We start from the raw sequence: 16076 nt of genomic DNA, 5'->3' as shown, positions 1-16076 counted from the left end.
CGTCCGGGCGTGAAATCCAAGATGGTCATGGAATAGCAGATGACGCCAACCGCTTTGCCAGGTATGGGGCCGTGCGGCTGTTCTTGGCGCGAGCCACGTCCGTAGGCGGACCAGCCGCAACGACGCGACCGCCGTCGCCGCCGGCTCCTGGCCCCAGGTCGGTCACCCAGTCCGCACCCGCGACCATCCGCATGTCGTGTTCAGCCACCACCACGGTGTTATCCGCGTCGACGAGGCGGTGCAGTTGTCGGTCGAGCAGATCCACGTCGGCGGGGTGAAGCCCGGTGGTCGGCTCGTCGAGGACGTAGAGGGTGTGCCCTCGCCGCGGTCTCTGCAGTTCGGAGGCGAGCTTGATCCGCTGCGCCTCGCCACCGGACAGCTCGGTCGCGGGCTGCCCGAGTCGGAGATATCCCAATCCGACCTCTCGCAACGTCGTCAGGCTGCGCGCCGCCTTCGTCACGTCGGCAAGAAAGTCCGAGGCCTCGTCGACGGTCATCGCGAGCACGTCGGCGATCGTCCGATCGCGGTATCGCACTTCGAGTGTCTCGTCGGAGTAACGCGCTCCTTGACACGCCGGGCAGGTGGCGTATGTGCCTGGCAGAAAAAGCAATTCGACCGAGACGAACCCCTCCCCCTGACAGGTGGGGCAGCGGCCTTCGGGCACGTTGAAGGAAAACCTGCCCGCCGTCCAACCGCGGCGGCGTGCCTTCGGAGTCGCGGCGAATTCGTGGCGCACGGCGTCGAACAAGCCAGTGTAGGTCGCCAATGTCGAGCGCGGCGTGCGCCCGATCGGACGCTGGTCGACAGATACCAGCCGATTGATCTGCTCGACACCTTCTGCCGTCACGCCGACGCTCGCGTCACGATCGAGATCGACGATCTCGGTGTCGGTTTCGTCGTCATCGTTTGCGGCCGGTTCGGCTGCACGTCCGTTGCCGAGGTGGCTGTTCACGACGTCGCCAAGGACCTTGACGACGAGCGTCGACTTGCCCGAGCCGGACACTCCGGTGACCGCGCTGTACACACCAAGTGGCAGGTCTACGTCGAGATCTTTGAGATTGTGGAAGCAGATCCCGCGCAGTCGCAGCCACCCGGACGGCGTGCGCGGTTGACGAGACGGCGGCCTTGCCTCCTCGAATAGGTACTTTCGAGTGACCGATTCCTCGATGTCGGCGAGACCCGGCACCGGCCCGCTGTAGAGCACATCCCCGCCGCGCTCCCCAGCTCCGGGACCCACGTCGACGATCCAATCCGCACGCCTTACCACGTCCATGTCGTGCTCGACGATGAAGAGCGAATTGCCCGCGCGCCGCAGGCGATCGAGCACGTCGAGGAGCGGTTCGGCATCTGCAGGGTGCAGTCCAGCCGACGGTTCGTCGAGCACATAGAGCACACCGAACAGGCCGGCGCGCAGCTGAGTGGCCAGCCGCAACCGCTGCAGTTCGCCCGGTGACACCGTCGGAGTGCGCCGACCGAGCGCGAGATAGCCGAGGCCGAGATCGATGAGTACCTGTAGGCGTGCGACCAGATCCGCGGCGATCATGGTCGCTACTTCCGTCAGCTCACCGGAGTTTGTTGACTCGTATGCAGCGGCAGCATCGGTCCGAGAAGCCGTCGGGCGCAACACATCAGCGAGATCGGTCAATGGAATCGCCACGTAGTCGGCGATAGTGCGCCCGGCGAAAGTCACGTGCAACGCCTCCGGCCGAAGTCCGGAACCGCCACATAATGGACAGTCGACGCTGTCGACGAACTGCAATACGCGGCGACGCATCATCGCGCTCTGGGAGTTGGCCAACGTGTGGCGGACGTGGCGTTCGGCGCTGGAGAAGGTGCCGTTGTAGTAGTAGTCGGCCTGCACGGGATACTGGCCCGGATCGATTTCCACTGTTGGCTGCTCGTCGGTGAACAGAATCCAATTGCGTTGCCGCTTAGGAAGTTTCCGCCACGGCTTGTCGATGTCGTAACCCAGCGTGACCAGGATGTCACGGAGATTTTGGCCCTGCCAGGCACCTGGCCAAGCGGCAACGGCGCCTTCACGGATGGTTAGCGACGGGTCCGGTACCAGCGTCTCTTCGGTCACCCGGTGGATCCGTCCTAGCCCGTGACATTCTGGGCACGCCCCGACCGCGGTGTTCGGCGAGAACGCGTCGGAGTCCAGTCGTTCCGTGGTCCCCGGCGGGTAAGTTCCGGCGCGGGAGAACAACATCCTCAGCAGATTCGACAGCGTTGTGACGGTGCCGACCGTCGACCGCGACGTCGCCGAACCCCGGCGCTGCTGCAATGCAACGGCAGGCGGTAGTCCGGTGATGTCATCGACCTTCGGCGCGCCGGCTGGCAGTAGCAGGCGTCGAGCGTATGGGGCGACGGACTCGAAGTAGCGGCGCTGGGCCTCGGCGTAGATGGTCCCGAAGGCCAACGACGATTTACCCGATCCAGAGATTCCGGTGAAGGCGACCAGCGCGTCGCGGGGCGCCACGACGTCGACGCCCCGCAGATTGTGGACCCGCGTCCCGTAAACACGCACGCAAGAGTCGAGTTCATCCGTGGACTGGTTGGGCGTTCCCGTCATTGTGCTTACCCGAGTACCCGTGCTGGCCCAGCGCAAGCACGATGTTTGCTGCTCAACCGCGCAGCGGAACTGCACGGCTCCGGTCGACTCCTCATCTCGGGAGTGTCAAGGATCAACCGAATTAACTGTCAACCATCAGCCGAAGCACTGTCAGGCATCACGCGGCACGGATAACGTCTTGCGTCGTAGGCCCGCACCTTAGAGCTGAACCGCGCCGCGTCGGCCCGGTGAACGTGCTTTCGCCGACGTGCCCAGCCGCCGTGGATAGTCACATACTGCGCTGCCACGACCGATACACGATCCGACCGACCGTCGCGGGATCGGGTTCAGGTGCAGTCATCGAGGCGTCGAGGCCCGAATGATCTTCGAAGCCAAGAACTTCGCGGAGATGGAATGCCACGTCGCCCTCGGCGTCGCGATCGGGGTGCTTGAAGTACTGGGTGTGCGCCGTCCCTGGGCGTAGCCGTTCGGGCCTGTTACCACTAACCGCGATCTCGCGGATTCCCGGCCCGAACAACGGGCGAAGCACACCGCCGAACCAGTCACCGCGGACGCTGCCTCGACGGACCGGAAACCAGATGTTGGTCCAGCGGGTCACGGCGAACGGGGACTGCGCTCCCAACACACCGGGCGCACCATAGCTCGCTGGCCCGTCTCGGACAGCGTCGACAGGTAACGCCTCCGACCGAGGTGGGCAACGGACCACCACACCCCTGCGGGTCAGCGTGTCGAACAACTCGCGCCGCCGACCGTCGGAGAGGCTGAGACCGCTGAGAATCGGCGGTCGGGCTACGAACAGGTCGGCCAGCGCCATCGATGTACCAACCGTAACGAAATCTGTTATTCGCCAGGGGTTTCCGAGTGCTCGAACGTCCTGCCACAGGCCGAACTGCATTGCCTGGAAGTCATCGAGTGCACCCTGCGAGTCCGCATCGGAAGCCAGCCGGTCGGCGGCTGACTCGACGCCATCCAACGACTCGAGGCCACCGGAACTCTCGGCCGGCGCTGCGCGGAGTTCGTGCATTTCATCCCACAACGTCGTCAGCGCGTCATAGGCGATATAGCCGCCGATGCCGTGTCCCACCACGACGATGCGCGCGTAACGGCCTTGGTGCAGTGTGTACAACAGGTCGACGAGCCCACCCCGGATCGCCCGCCGGGCCGCATGGGACTCCGGCAAGGGGTCAAAGTAACGGGCGACGTTGACGAAGCCGGTCGTGAGAAAGCTGCGGGTCAACGCGCGCGGCGCGACGCGAAGCAAGGCCAGCCCGATGGTCACAACCACCACGCTGGTGGCAAGCCCGATGATCCATCCGGCCACCCCGGTGTGCAGGAAGTAGCCACCCACCACAAACAGTCCCACCAGCACGGTGAGAGGGACAAGCACAGCCAGCCACGCCAAGCGCCAGATGCCGAACAACTGGTCGGCCACGTGTCGAGGTCGGCGGAGGAAGACCCGTGCGAGCGCGGCCATGCATCCCGCATACCGGGCACTCGTCATCAGAAACGACCAGTCGTACTCGAAGAGTTCGACTCCGATCGACGGCGCAATGTAGCGGCGCGCCTCGTAGGAGTCCGTGATCTCGATGGGCTGGGAGTAGTACTCCCAACCTTCACTGCACGGGGGCAATACCGTCTTGGCGAAGTCGTCGAAGGTGTCCATGGGCCGGCGCTCGCGCAGACCGTGCACGAAGACCACGGCGGTACGTACGGCGGTGTCCGTGCTCATCGTCCTCCCGGGACCGTGCATCGAGCAGGTTAACAGTTTGCCCACCACTTAGTAGTGGGAGCACATCGGTGAGAACGAGCCGGACAGATATCGGGTGGGGCGGGCGGGGCTCGAACCCGCGACAACGGATTAGCGCGCCGCCGTCCGCGTTACATGCCAACAAATCCTGTATTCTCCTGTCTACCAAGCGATTACGTTGACCATTAGATACTCATCGTTGCCGTTGATTCCCATACCTTTTCGGCCATAAACGACGAATAGAGGACGAGCTGAGGCGGGGCAAGAAAGACCTTAAGACCTCCCTCTGCGGTAGCCCGACGTGTCTGGCTGCGGCAGCTCACACCACGGCACCACGCTGCCAGGAGCAGGCCGATTCCGTGACGAGGCACCATAAACGGCGACGTCGCGGCTCCCCGTCGAGCCCCCGCGACAACCCAGCTACTCCCGATTTGCGTACTGACAAGGTTTGAACGCACGCCTAGCTGACCCCGATGGAGGCAAGAGTTTCGCAGGCATCAGCAGCCATAGGATCGCCGGCACTCGACGTGCTGTGATGGGCACGCAGTTGTCCGCTCTAAAGAACTCGCGTCCGAGCCGCGAGTCCGAGTACGCGCCAATCTCATCCGCGAATCATGGCTAGACGAGCGGCTGGCGCAAAGCTGGATATCATGCTGAACGGAGCAACCCGCTGCCAGACTTTGAACACGTCGGGAACTCCTTGCTGAGGCTCAACGACTATATGTCGATGCCACGGGGGGCTTACAGGAGGTAAAGCGCCACAATGTCGGCGACGATCGAGGCAACTGACGAGCACTCGGCTCCCATGCAGCGGATGGAACTCGAGATCACCGGAATGTCCTGCGGGGCTTGCGCCCGGCGAATCGAATCGGTGCTCAACAAGCTGGAGGGCGTGCGGGCGTCGGTAAATTTCGCCACCCGCGTAGCCACCATCGATGCCGGTGCGGATGCCACGGCCGATGGGCTGTGCGAGGCGATCGAGCGCGCCGGGTTTCAAGCCGAGCCGGTTCAAAAGCGAGGCCTCACCGATGCCGATCCCGACGCCGATCACGCGCGCTACCTGTTGGTCCGCTTGGCGGTCGCCGCAGTGCTCTTCGTGCCGTTGGCCGATCTATCGGTGATGTTCGCGGTCGTGCCCAGCACCCGCTTCGCTGCCTGGGCATGGGTGCTTACTGCATTGGCGATCCCGGTCGTGACGTGGGCGGCGTGGCCGTTCCACCGAGTCGCGATCCGCAATGCGATGCACCACGGAGCGTCCATGGAAACGCTAATCTCGGTCGGGATCACCGCCGCCACCACCTGGTCGCTGTTCACCGTGTTCGGTCAGCACGATTCGTCCGACCGAAAGGGCATTTGGCAAGCCCTGCTGGGAAGCGACGCCATCTACTTCGAGGTCGCCGCGGGTGTCACGGTGTTCGTGCTCGCTGGACGGTATTTCGAAGCGCGCGCCAAGTCGAAGGCGGGCAGCGCGCTGCGGGCTCTGGCGGCACTGAGCGCTAAGGATGTCGCAGTCCTGCAACCCGATGGGTCCGAGATGGTCATTCCCGCCGAAGAACTCAAGGAGCAGCACCGGTTCGTAGTCCGTCCGGGACAGACGATCGCCGCAGACGGACTCGTCATCGAGGGCTCGGCAGCTGTCGACATGAGCGCAATGACCGGCGAGGCCAAACCCCTCCGGGCTACTCCAGGCGCGAGCGTCATCGGGGGCACGGTGGTGCTCGACGGCAGGCTGATCGTGGAGGCCGCGGCCGTCGGTGAGGACACGCAGTTCGCCGGCATGGTTCGTCTGGTCGAACAAGCTCAGGTGCAGAAAGCCAACGCGCAGCGACTGGCCGACCGAATCGCCTCGGTGTTCGTTCCGTGTGTGTTCGCCATCGCGGCGCTGACCGCCGTCGGATGGCTGGTGGCGGGCGAGGGACAGATCCGCGCCTTCTCCGCCGCTCTTGCTGTGCTGGTCATCGCCTGCCCCTGCGCGCTTGGATTGGCGACCCCGACGGCCATGATGGTGGCGTCCGGCCGCGGCGCTCAGCTCGGAATATTCCTCAAAGGCCACAGCTCGCTGGAGGCCACCCGCGCCGTGGACACCATCGTGTTCGACAAGACCGGCACCCTGACGACTGGACGGTTGACCATTAGCGCGGTCGTGGCGGCTCCGGGCTGGGAGACCGACGAGGTACTGAGGCTTGCGGCGTCGGTCGAGGCGGCCTCGGAGCACGCAGTCGCGATCGCGATCACCGCGGCAACCTCCCAAACGGAACCCGTAGCCGACTTTCACGCAAAGCCCGGCCTCGGAGTCAGCGGCACTGTGGCCGGTCGCGCGGTACGGGTTGGTAAGCCGTCGTGGATTGCGTCGGCGGACAGCCCGACGACGTTGGTCGCAGCTCGTCGTGATGCCGAATCACGCGGTGAGACAGCAGTATTCGTAGAAGCCGATGGTCAACCATGCGGGCTGATCGCAGTCGCTGACGCCGTGAAGGACTCGGCGGAGAGCGCCGTCGCAGCCCTGCACCACGCCGGCTTTCGCACCGTGTTGCTGACCGGAGACAACTCAGCGTCCGCCGCGGCGGTGGGCGCCCGCGTCGGTATCGACGAGGTAATCGCCGACGTCCTGCCGGAAGGCAAGGTCGACATCATCGAGCAGCTGCGAGACCGCGGCCAGGTGGTGGCCATGGTCGGTGACGGCATCAACGACGGGCCCGCACTCGTGTGCGCCGATCTGGGTATGGCCATTGGACGTGGCACCGACGTGGCAATCGGTGCCGCCGACATCATTTTGGTCCGAGACAACCTCAATGTCGTGCCCCTGGCGCTTGGTCTGGCCAGTGCCACCATGCGCACGATCAGGCTCAACATGGTTTGGGCATTCGGTTACAACATTGCGGCAATCCCGATCGCGGCAGCCGGTTTGCTCAATCCTCTCGTGGCGGGTGCGGCGATGGCGTTCTCGTCGTTCTTCGTCGTATCAAACAGCTTGCGGTTGAGGAACTTTGGTGCGGCACCGGGCGGTTCCAGTCGCCGCTCCCCCGTTGCGGATCACGCCGAAGCCGTTTGACCGCAGACAGCGTTGGTCGGACGGCCCACAGAACCCGTCGGGGTGCAAAATAGAGTCCAGCCGCCAAAAGCGCGACATCGCTCGCGCGGGCGAGCGACAAGGAGGAAACGACCATGGGACGCGAGGCCGGAGATCGCTACGCATGCAGCGAGTGTGGGTCCACAATCGTCTACGAGAAGAGCTGTCCCTGCTGCGACGAAAGCAACCACACTGAAGTGTGCTGCGACAAGCCGATGGAAAAAGTACCCGCCTAAGTCGTCCGAGATCGGAAGCGGACGCTCAATCAGGTTGGCACACGGATCTTTTATTGCCACGTCGGGCAAAATGCCGGCGCATGTCCGGCTGGGAACGCTCGAGCGGGGTGACGATCACCGCCAGCCATCCCACCGTCAGCGTCACAACGGCTAGATCGGCGAGCACCAACCAGGAGATCCCGATCCGCGTGGGGCCGGTCCGCACCCACCAAAATGCGCCGATTCCGATCACGGCACCCAGGCCGCAGCAGTAAGCCGCGGCGCAACACCAACGGTAGCGTCGCAGCCAGAGCGCGAGCGCCGACAAGACGGAAGCGGCTACGAGTAGCGCCACAGGGACCGTAGCCACACCGTCCGCGGCGCCCGACGACTTCACATGCGCGTCATGCCACCAAGCCAGCGCCGCACTCGTGGACACAGCGGTCACCGCGACGCCAGCGGCCCGCCAGACCCGCCCAACCCAAACCTGATCGAGCACCCGACTTTCGATCGACCGGAACGTGTGTTCATGGCTGATGAAATACCGCTGGTCGGTCACCCAGCTCCTCTCGCCGCGGGCGTGCGGGGCCGACGCCCTTCCACGTTGGTCGGGTCAACCCCCACCTCAGTTCCATTGGCGCTAGGTCCGCCGATTGCGCGATAGCTCACGCAACATGGCGTTGTAGGCGTCGAGATCGTCGTCCGCATAGCCGGAATCGGCATGCCGGTCCGAACGGGACGCGACCCGGCGATCTTCCCGCGCCCACTGTGCGACCAGCGCAACAACCACCAACACCACCGGCAATTCACTGGTCCCCCAGGCGATCGCCCCACCGAGATGCTGATCGCCCTGAAGGTTGGGTAGCCATGGCAGGCCGACGTAGCGATAGAACTGTCCGCCGATGACCGATGTCATCGTCATGGTCGCGATGCCGAAGAACGCGTGGAAAGGCATGACCGCGAACAGCAGCCCAAGCCGGCCGAGGAAGGGCAGTTTTCGCGGACCCGGGTCGATGCCGATGATGCCCCAAAAGAACAGGTAGCCGACCAACAGGAAGTGCATGGTCATCAGCTCGTGACCCCAGTGGTAACGCACCAGGGTGTTGAACAGTGGAGTGAAGTATACGACGTACACCGAGCCCACGAAGAGGACGAAGGACGTGACCGGGTGTGCGAGAAAAGCAGTTGCTTTCGAGTGAACCAGCCACGACAGCCATTCCCTGGGGCCCGGTGGCTGATCGTGCCCGGCCGGTATCAACGCACGCAGCGCCAGGGTCACCGGACCACCCAGCACCAGCAACACCGGGATGAACATGTTCGTCGTCATGTGATCGGCCATGTGAACGCTGAACATGGCCGACCCATAGGCTTTGACGCCGGAACTGCTGACGAACAACAGCATCAGGCACCCCGCCACCCACGCCACCAGGCGACCGACGGGCCAACTGTCGCCACGCCGGCGCAACCGCAGATAGCCGAGTACGTAGCCCAGGGCCAACACCAGTGCGCCGGCGGCGACGAACCCGTCGAACCGCCATACGGTCAGCATCGTCAGCACGCTCGGTGGATCCGGTAACGCGTAGCCCAGGAAGACGTCCCAGGTGGTGAACCGATGGCTTAGTAGCCGCGGCGCAGTCCGCGTCGCCATCGACGCGATCAACGCGACGACCGCGATCATCGCCAACGCAGCCAACACGTCGCGGGTCCCAGACTCCGGTATCGCGCGACGCTGTGCCGACGCCAGCGACGCGGCGTCGACGAGCCACACAACACCGAGCACAAGCACAGCCGCCGCGCCCGCACGGCCAAATCCGGTACCAGTCAACTCCCCCGGCCCGGTCAATATCCAGAGCAACGAGGCGCCATAGCCGAGAGCGACTGCTCCACAGACTGTTTCAAACGCGAGCACCCGGCGCGCCAGACTTGCGGCCGGTGGGGCTATCGCCGCGGCCACCTTGGCACCCGTCAGCGCCGCGACCGCCACCGCGAACACGATCGCGGCACTTGTCGCGTAGTCATGATCGGGCCCCTGCCCGGCATTGCCGCTGACCGGCAAGGCAACTACCCCGATCAGCGCGGGCGGCAGCAGTACGACGTGGTTCACCCACCGCACGGACAGACGCACGCAGACCGCCACGACAACGGCACCGAGAGCGACGGCAACCCAGGCGCGCGACATCTCGGATACCTCGATGGCATCGATCATGGCCGCGCTGCCGACTAGTTGGGTTACCGACGCGCCCGCGGTACTGGCAGCCTGAATCACCACCATCGCGATCGCGGAGACCGCCCACACCACCGACACGTACTCAATCACCAGATGTATGCGGAATGCGCCCTCGTCGATCACGCCGTCAGCGTCGGGCCATGCAACGACGATGACGTACAGCAGGCCTCCGAGGCAGATGCAACCGGCCAACGTCGCGATGAAGTAGCCGACCGGCTCGGCCACCGCAGTCACGGCGCCCGGATACTGCTCGCCACTGGCGCTGTACACGCGCGTGCCCGAAACAAGCGCATAGCCGACCAGGCCGAGCAATGCCGTGACAGATCCGGCGACCAACGCCAGAAGCGGCACATTTCGGTCTGCCGACAGCGACAGACGCATCCGATCCGACTGCACCGTCGCCGGGACCTTTCCAAAGACTATGCGTTGTCTATCACTCTACGACCCGACGTCGTAGGTGACCGACAACTGGAACTTTTTGCCGATCAGTGCCGACCATTGCACACAAACCCCTGTCCCGGCCGAAAGCAGCCCAATTTCGTGAGAAGCTCATTCGCAGAGCCCTTCGATCCCGAAGGCGCCGACCGGGACGACGACGTCTTCGAGCAGGTGTCGCAATGATCCAGGACATCTTCCTGCGCTGGATCGCCACCGTGCTGTTCGTTCTGAGCGCCGCCGAGTGCGTCCATGCGATCACGACCGGCCGCCGCTCCTGGATCCAGGTTGCCGGCGTCGTGCTGCAGCTGATCATGTCGATCGCAATGCTGGTTATGGTTTGGCCTTGGGGCGCAACACTTCCCACCGCTGGCCCCCTGGTGTTCTTTCTTCTTGCCGGCTTCTGGTTCCTGGCCGTTGGGGTTTCCGACGCCGACCACCGAGTTGTCAACGGCTACCACGCATTGAAAATGTTTGCGATGTCATGGATGTACGCCGTGATGAATGGCGGTTGGCTGGCCGGTCAGGCCGGCGCTGCCCAAGGCACACACCACATGACGTCGCCGCACACGAGCATGCCCGACATGGACATGCCGGACATGGACATGTCGTCGTCGAGCAATGGTTACCCCGGGTGGATCGAGGCGGTCAACTGGTTCTGGACAATAGGTTTCGCGATCGCCACCCTGTGGTGGCTATACCGATCCCGCGTCCCCCACAAACATGGGTTGTCCCAGCCACGGAATGACATCCTCGATGCGTTACGCCAGGCGATGATGGCCGTGGGTATGGCGATCACATTCGGAACAATGTTGTAGCGGCCGACTACGCCGCCGAGTCATCAGTGGGCCACAAATGGCCGCGCCGTCGGCCACGAGATGCATTCTGGGGCAGCACAATATCGGGTTCGGGCGCGATCGAATCCGAGATCGACTGGGCAGCGGAGTTGTTGCGCCACACCAAGATAGCGAGGGCTGCACCGATCATCACCGGCAATTGAGTCACCATCCGCATCGCCGCAGCCGACACCTCATCTACGGCGACCAATACCGCTAAGACGGCCACGAACACCGTCAGCGCACCCGCAACGCCGACAGCTCCACGCGGACACACGGCCGCCCCCACCATGGCCACACCGAGTGCGACCGACCACGCTATCGATTCGTTCAGTCCCGTTGCGTGAGCCTGCGTGAGGCCGACTTCCTGAAGAATTGCCAACACGAGCTGCACCACGCCGACACCGAGAAGGGCCCACTGTTGCCAGCCCATGCGTCGACGCCAACGTGGCAGCACATGTCCGACCTCGACGGGAACGGCGGGAGTGATAGCCGATCGGGACTTGACCAGACGACGCAACCCGTCCGCTTGAGTCTCCGTCTGATGAAGCCAGGCGCGGCACGCGACGCACACCTCGAGATGCTCATCGACACGCGCCGACGGCACAGGCTCGCGCTCGCCGTCGAGGCGGGCCGACAGCGCTTCGCGGGCCACGTCGCAATTCACTTCTCTATAGTGCTACAACCGCGAGCAAAAAGAGCGCCCGCACGCCGGGTAACCGGATCAACTTCCGCCCACCTCGGGCCCGCGTCGGAAGGCGCGAACCTGGTCGGCGACGCTGAACGCTTGTGAATCAACCGAATTCGACGATCGTGACAGCCGGCCTGAGATGGACGAACCAGGGCGAGCCGTACACAAGCGGAACAGCCCAACTCAGCAACCTGCCGCGCCCCGGCGGATACCGCAACTCGTGCACCGCACGGATCCCGGGGATCGCGCGCAGCCCGTCGTACTCGTTGGCAGTGAACCAGAAGGGCATCGGGGGCGCGGTGTATTCCTTACTAAGCTTGAAACCGACCCGCCTCGAATACACACTCAAGAACCACGGGACGCTGTCGAATACCAGCCGCCCGTTCGGAAACCGCTTGGCGCAACCCTCGATCAAGTCGAACACCACGTCGCGCCCGAGGTACTGGAGCAGCCCTTCCGCGGTTATCAGCACTCCGTGGGAGTCGTCGACTAGCTCCATCCAGGAGTAGTCGAGCGCAGACTGCGCGCAATAGTGAAGCCGATTCGATGTCGGCAGCAGCTGCTCGCGCAGGTGCACGATTGGCTCGAGGTCGACTGAAAGCCAGGTCAACTCGCCATTGTCGAGGCGCCAGAAGCTGGTCTGTAAACCCTCTGCGAGGGAGACGACGGTCGCATGTGGGTGCGCTTCCAGATACTCGCGAGAAGCGTTGTCGAACACCAAGGCTCGCAGTGCGGTTAGCTGGTGCGTACGGCCGAAGTGATCGTAGTCATAGTCGATGCTGTCACGCAGCGTGATGGCCATGGGGTCGTCAAGAATGCCACCGGCCTGTGCCGCCTCGGTCGCCCGGTGATGCAGGGTGAGAAGGGCCGTTTCGGAGATCCCGCTGAGATGGCGAGCATCGATGACTGGCATGGACCGACTGTACTGCGACCGGCCGTCCCGGGCACGACTTCCATCGTTTGCCACAGCAATCAGCTCCGTTTGCTAGCGCGACATAACGATTTTTTTGGCGGCGGGGGAACTTTTTGCCTGTGCGGCCCGACTATATCGCTGCCAATGCAGATCCACCCAGCTCGCATCGCCATCAGCGAAGCGGTGTGGATCCGTGGAACAACGCGCTCGATGCCCGCACTTAGGAGGTGACACTTGACGGCCCCGATATGGATGGCCGTGCCTCCCGAAGTGCACTCAACCCTGTTGAGCACCGGGCCAGGTCCGGGATCAATGCTGGCTGCCGCCACCCAGTGGCAGGAGCTCAGCAAACAGTATGGTCAGACCGCGGTCGAGCTGGCCCAGCTGCTGACCGAGGCATATGCCAGCGCCTGGCAGGGGAACACCGCGGCAGATTACGTGCATGCACACGCCCCCTACCTGGCCTGGCTCGAGCAGGCCTCAATCGACAGTGCGATCACCGCCGCACAGCACGAGGCGGCGGCCGCCGCTTTCGCCAGCGCCCTGGCCGCGATGCCCACGCTCGCGGAACTGGCCGCCAATCACGCGACTCATGGCGCGCTGATCGCCACGAATTTCTTCGGGATCAACACAATCCCCATCGCACTCAATGAAGCCGACTACGCCCGTATGTGGATTCAAGCCGCCGACACGATGGCCGCCTATCAGGCCATCACCGAAGCGGTGAGTTCAGCGATACCGACTCCGCAACCAGCGCCGTCCATCCTGGCGTTCGGCGCCCAGGCCCAAAGCGAACAATCCACCGCCGGAAACATATGGGATGCAATTGGTCAGTTCATTCGGGATATTCTGAATTTCTTTGCCGATCCGCTGAAATATTTCCGCCAGTTTTTCGAGCGCCTCGGATTTCACCCCGGCACCGCGATCATTTTGGCATTCATCGCACTGCTGCTTTTTGACATTCTTTGGTATCCCTACTACGCCTCCTATGCTCTCCTACTTCTCCCCTTTTTCGCTCCCGCGTTGAGCGCATTGAGCGCATTGATCTTCCTGTTCTTGGACGACGATCTGTTCGACGAGCCGTTTCCCGAGCCGGCACCGTCGAGCCCCGCCCATCACGACGCCGCATCGAGCGTGGTTGCCGCAGTCGCGGCGACCCCGCCAACCGTGCCCACCGGCAGCGCTCAAACCGGCAGCCCGGCTTCGACAACTAGCGCGCCCACCTCAGCTCCGGCCAACGCCGCACCGACACCAGCCCTCGACTGGGCGGTACCCGGCCTCGCCCCACCCGGGGTCAGCTTCGGTCCCCGAGCCGGCTCCAAGATGACCGATGCCGTGGCCGCCAGCGTCGCTGCCGCCGCACTGGCCAAGAGAGGCGCCCCCGCTCAGGCCCCACACCGGAGGCGAAGCAAGGCCAAAGGCGGGCTGCGCGGATACCGCGACGAATTTCTTCAGGCCACCGACACCCTTGGCCCCGCGACCAATGGGTCCGCGCCACCGGAACCCATCGCACATACGGCAAGCGGCTCGGGCGCCGACCGCTTCGGCTCCTCCGGCGTCGTGCCCACCGCCGACACCGAGGTTCCGGCCGGAATGGTCCAACTGTCAACCGACAGCAGCACGGCAGTCGTTCCTCTACTCCCCTCGACCTGGACAAACGAGGTCGACAAAACATCAGGACACCATTAGGCGAACATTCCACATCCAATTTTTTGTACTGCTTCTGTAGCTGAACTCACAGAAGCCGAAGTGCCGGGGGGCTCACAAAGGAGGTATTAAGCGCCGGGGGGATCTCGCCACGGAGATATCAGTGGATCGCCTCGGCTAAGGATGTCCGACGCTATTTTGTGCGCCTTATCCCGGTACCGGCAGTAAATGAACAGTCTGTGAGTTGGCCCAAACAGGTATAGAAGCAGGAGATCCTATGACGCTTAACGTGAAGGGCGAGGGCCTCGGTGCGCAGATCACCGGGCTTGATCCCAGTGACCTGGACAATGTTTCGACCGACGAGATTCGCGATCTCGTTTACGAGCATAAACTCGTCGTTCTGAAAGACGTCCATCCGTCACCGGAGCAATTCATCCAACTGGGCAAAACCCTCGGCACAATCGTGCCCTATTACGAGCCCATGTATCACCACAAGCAGCATCCGGAGATCTTTGTTTCTTCCACTGTGGAAGGTCAGGGAGTTCCACGGACCGGCGCTTTCTGGCATATCGATTACGGTTTTATGCCGGAACCCATCGCGTTCTCTATGGTGGTACCTCTCGCCGTGCCCGGGGCCGACCGCGGTACGTACTTCATCGATCTCAACAGGGTGTGGGAATCGCTTCCCGCCGCCAAGCAGGATCCCGTCCGCGGAACAGTCAGCACCCACGACCCTCGGCGCTATATCAAGATCCGCCCGAGCGACGTTCACAAGCCCATCGGAGACATTTGGGACGAGATCACCCGCACCACGCCGCCACGACAGTGGCCCACGATCATCAGGCACCCCAAGACGGGCCAGGAGATTCTCTACATCTGTGCTCTGGCCACCAACAAGATCGAGGACAAGGACGGGAATGTGCTTGATCCGGCAATTCTGCAGGAACTCATGAACGCGACGGGGCAGCTTGATCCCGAGTACAAATCGCCATTCATACATACCCAACACTACGAAGTCGGCGACATCGTCTTGTGGGACAACCGGGTTCTCATTCACCGGGCTAAGCACGGCACAGCCGACGGCACCCTGACGACCCACCGGCTCACCATGCTTGACGGTCTCAAGACACCGGGGTACGCGGTATGAGCACCGAATTGAGCCCGGCCGCGCCGGCCCCGACCGCGCCGGACCAAGCGGACCTGCTGGCCACGGTTCCCGTGTCAGAGGAACTCCTCAGTGAAGTCCTGGAACCCTATTCGCACAAAGGGTGCCGCTACCTGCTGGACGCGCAGTACGGCGCCGGGCCCAACCACGTGATGGCATATGGGAATTTCAGCATTGCCGAGTCCGCCTATATTCGAAGCACGGGACACTTCAATGCAGCCGAAATGATGATCTGCTTTAACCAGCTCGCCTATTGCGCCTTCGCGCCGGCCGTCATCAACAAGCAGATCCCCGCCGTTCCGGGTTATTCGATCGAGGATTTCTTCGACAACCAGCTGCCGGCCATGTTGATCAAAAGCGCATCGTCGCGATTCAGAAAACCGATCAACGCCCAGAAGTTCTCCGCACGCCTGATGTGCCAAAACTTCCGGGTTGTCGAACGGGCCTGGCGCTACCTCTTGATCCCGTGCGCCATCGAGTTCTGGGACGAGGACGGCGGAGCTGCGTCCGGCGAGGTCGAACTCGCGGCCCTCAATATCCCCTGACCCGCTGGAGGTA

11 protein-coding genes are annotated in these 16076 nt (G+C 63.4%); 5 read left to right on the top strand and 6 right to left on the bottom strand.

Going from position 1 to position 16076, the window contains the following annotated elements; genetic code table 11:
- Positions 1 to 25 precede the first annotated feature (25 nt).
- Entirely contained in the window at positions 26 to 2572 is a 2547-nt protein-coding gene (locus SKC41_RS20900; protein ID WP_330979609.1) for an excinuclease ABC subunit UvrA, read from the bottom strand.
- Between the two features lie 268 nt (positions 2573 to 2840).
- The gene (locus tag SKC41_RS20895; RefSeq protein WP_330979608.1) at positions 2841 to 4301 is read right to left on the bottom strand and encodes a hypothetical protein; all 1461 of its coding nucleotides are present in this window, start codon (positions 4299 to 4301) and stop codon (positions 2841 to 2843) included.
- A 781-nt stretch (positions 4302 to 5082) separates the two neighbouring features.
- On the opposite strand from SKC41_RS20895, the gene SKC41_RS20890 reads away from it, so the two are divergent.
- Entirely contained in the window at positions 5083 to 7371 is a 2289-nt protein-coding gene (locus SKC41_RS20890; RefSeq protein ID WP_330979607.1) for a heavy metal translocating P-type ATPase, read from the top strand.
- A 279-nt stretch (positions 7372 to 7650) separates the two neighbouring features.
- Here the strand turns inward: SKC41_RS20890 and SKC41_RS20885 are convergent, their stop codons facing one another.
- On the bottom strand, positions 7651 to 8163 hold the full coding sequence (locus SKC41_RS20885; protein ID WP_330979606.1) for a hypothetical protein: 513 nt from the start codon (positions 8161 to 8163) through the stop codon (positions 7651 to 7653).
- 81 nt (positions 8164 to 8244) lie between these two features.
- Entirely contained in the window at positions 8245 to 10212 is a 1968-nt protein-coding gene (locus tag SKC41_RS20880) for a cytochrome c oxidase assembly protein (RefSeq protein ID WP_330980061.1), read from the bottom strand.
- Between the two features lie 236 nt (positions 10213 to 10448).
- On the opposite strand from SKC41_RS20880, the gene SKC41_RS20875 reads away from it, so the two are divergent.
- Positions 10449 to 11084 (top strand): DUF5134 domain-containing protein, encoded by a 636-nt coding sequence (locus SKC41_RS20875; RefSeq protein ID WP_330979605.1) that lies wholly within the window; start codon positions 10449 to 10451, stop codon positions 11082 to 11084.
- 7 nt (positions 11085 to 11091) lie between these two features.
- Here the strand turns inward: SKC41_RS20875 and SKC41_RS20870 are convergent, their stop codons facing one another.
- Positions 11092 to 11769 carry a zf-HC2 domain-containing protein gene (locus SKC41_RS20870; protein WP_330979604.1) on the bottom strand — a complete coding sequence of 226 codons (678 nt, stop codon included), beginning with the start codon at positions 11767 to 11769 and terminating at the stop codon, positions 11092 to 11094.
- Positions 11770 to 11896: 127 nt separating this feature from the next.
- Positions 11897 to 12706 (bottom strand): class I SAM-dependent methyltransferase, encoded by an 810-nt coding sequence (locus tag SKC41_RS20865; RefSeq protein ID WP_330979603.1) that lies wholly within the window; start codon positions 12704 to 12706, stop codon positions 11897 to 11899.
- Between the two features lie 252 nt (positions 12707 to 12958).
- Between SKC41_RS20865 and SKC41_RS20860 the strand changes: the two genes are divergently transcribed.
- From SKC41_RS20860 to SKC41_RS20850, 3 genes are all read left to right on the top strand, one after another.
- Positions 12959 to 14395, top strand: coding sequence for a PPE family protein (locus SKC41_RS20860; protein WP_330980060.1), 1437 nt, complete (start codon positions 12959 to 12961; stop codon positions 14393 to 14395).
- Between the two features lie 235 nt (positions 14396 to 14630).
- On the top strand, positions 14631 to 15500 hold the full coding sequence (scoE, locus tag SKC41_RS20855) for a (3R)-3-[(carboxymethyl)amino]fatty acid oxygenase/decarboxylase (RefSeq protein WP_330979602.1): 870 nt from the start codon (positions 14631 to 14633) through the stop codon (positions 15498 to 15500).
- On the top strand, positions 15497 to 16063 hold the full coding sequence (locus tag SKC41_RS20850) for an FcoT family thioesterase (RefSeq protein ID WP_442931733.1): 567 nt from the start codon (positions 15497 to 15499) through the stop codon (positions 16061 to 16063). Before scoE ends, SKC41_RS20850 begins: the two co-directional genes overlap by 4 nt.
- Positions 16064 to 16076 lie beyond the last annotated feature (13 nt).

This window comes from Mycobacterium sp. 050128 (assembly GCF_036409155.1).
In the GTDB taxonomy this organism is placed as follows: Bacteria; Actinomycetota; Actinomycetes; order Mycobacteriales; family Mycobacteriaceae; genus Mycobacterium.
Note: the sequence above shows the minus strand (reverse complement) of the source record. Positions and strands in the feature narration are given on the sequence as shown.

What these genes read in the sequence shown, in the direction of transcription:
- SKC41_RS20900 (WP_330979609.1), bottom strand. Translation starts at nt 2,572, where the DNA reads ATGACGGGAACGCCCAACCAGTCCACGGATGAACTCGACTCTTGCGTG.
- SKC41_RS20895 (WP_330979608.1), bottom strand. Translation starts at nt 4,301, where the DNA reads ATGAGCACGGACACCGCCGTACGTACCGCCGTGGTCTTCGTGCACGGT.
- SKC41_RS20890 (WP_330979607.1), top strand. Translation starts at nt 5,083, where the DNA reads ATGTCGGCGACGATCGAGGCAACTGACGAGCACTCGGCTCCCATGCAG.
- SKC41_RS20880 (WP_330980061.1), bottom strand. Translation starts at nt 10,212, where the DNA reads ATGCGTCTGTCGCTGTCGGCAGACCGAAATGTGCCGCTTCTGGCGTTG.
- SKC41_RS20875 (WP_330979605.1), top strand. Translation starts at nt 10,449, where the DNA reads ATGATCCAGGACATCTTCCTGCGCTGGATCGCCACCGTGCTGTTCGTT.
- SKC41_RS20865 (WP_330979603.1), bottom strand. Translation starts at nt 12,706, where the DNA reads ATGCCAGTCATCGATGCTCGCCATCTCAGCGGGATCTCCGAAACGGCC.
- SKC41_RS20860 (WP_330980060.1), top strand. Translation starts at nt 12,959, where the DNA reads ATGGCCGTGCCTCCCGAAGTGCACTCAACCCTGTTGAGCACCGGGCCA.
- scoE (WP_330979602.1), top strand. Translation starts at nt 14,631, where the DNA reads ATGACGCTTAACGTGAAGGGCGAGGGCCTCGGTGCGCAGATCACCGGG.
- SKC41_RS20850 (WP_442931733.1), top strand. Translation starts at nt 15,497, where the DNA reads ATGAGCACCGAATTGAGCCCGGCCGCGCCGGCCCCGACCGCGCCGGAC.